Raw genomic sequence first — 1,226 nt, forward strand, 5'->3', positions numbered from 1 at the left:
GCGTCATACACACTTGTGCCCTTCAGGCCCGACGAAGAATTTTGGCCAGAATTTGCTGGCGTTATAAAAGCCATGCAAAAAATGCTGTCCGTCGAATCGGTAAATCTGGTGACCGAGGAAATGATACAGCGCCTCTACTTCGCTTCTTTTGGAATATTGGACTATCTGGTCAAAGTGCTCGAGAGAGCTGTTCGCTTGGTGAAAAGCGGCCAATTTGAAGGGGTAAACCTCGCGGCCTTGGACGCAGCATTCAGGGACGAAGTCTGGCAATCAGCTCCTCGAAACCGCAGTCCGTTCAATGCCGAGTTCGATTTTCGGCCTCTAATCGGCGTGGGCGAGCCTTACGAAGTAATTGTGTGATTCAAAGGGGAGTTTTCTCCATCTGAGCCCGACGAGGAAAATATGTTAAGTCTGCCAGTTAAAGTAACCCCTTTTCACGATGAGAGCCTTGTCGGGTTTCTAGGACGTCTGGCCACTGCAAATGGCTATTCTCATACGTTCTTAATAAAACAATGCAGAAAGTTAACCGATGAAGCGGTGAGGTCTTTTTACAAGCAAAATAACGCACCGTTGGTTTGGGTGACCGCTGTTAAATCATTAAGCAGTTCCCGAGCGAGCTTTGATCCAATGTCAATATACTGCCCAAAACATTGTCCAAAATGTTTAGGCGAGCATGGATATTGGAAATATGCATGGGGGCTTAAGCTTTACTGTTTTTGCGTTGAACATTCAGTGCTGCTGATCGATACCTGTCACCACTGCGGGATGAGACTATGTTTGGGCGCTTTCACGACGTTCCGCTGTAGTTTGTGTCATCAGGATATTCGTAAAAATAATTCCACTACACCAGCTTCAACTTCAGATGTTTGGTTTTCAAAGTTACTGGAAAATCGCGCGTTTTCTAAACTGCCGCTGAATGATTCAATTCTGTGCAATCTCCCTATTCGGAATTTACATGAGTTATTTCTAAATATCGGTTTCGTGTCGTTAAATCTTTATGGGAAGCACTGCCGCTTCATATTTTTGGCATCGGAACTTTCAAAAATTAGCCATAGTGCAGGCCAGATCGCTTTCGGGTGGCCTTGCGCTTTTTATGAATATTTGGATAGGTGTAACAATATTGGAGATGCGGATAAGTGGCATCCTAAAGTGTGTTATGAAAAGATTTACCATATTACCTTTCGTAAATTGAAAGACAATGTTTATGATTTTCTGCGTGACGAATT

The 1,226-nt window shown here is 44.0% G+C and carries 2 protein-coding genes; both read left to right on the forward strand.

Going from position 1 to position 1,226, the window contains the following annotated elements; translation table 11 throughout:
* Positions 1 to 360, forward strand: a 360-nt coding sequence (locus tag AC19YT_RS28200; RefSeq protein WP_500611384.1) for a hypothetical protein, incomplete at its 5' end; no start/stop codon positions are given.
* A 42-nt stretch (positions 361 to 402) separates the two neighbouring features.
* On the forward strand, positions 403 to 1,226 hold an 824-nt coding region (locus AC19YT_RS28205; RefSeq protein ID WP_500611385.1), incomplete at its 3' end, for a TniQ family protein.

It is taken from the genome of Pseudomonas sp. MF08875 (assembly GCF_059862525.1).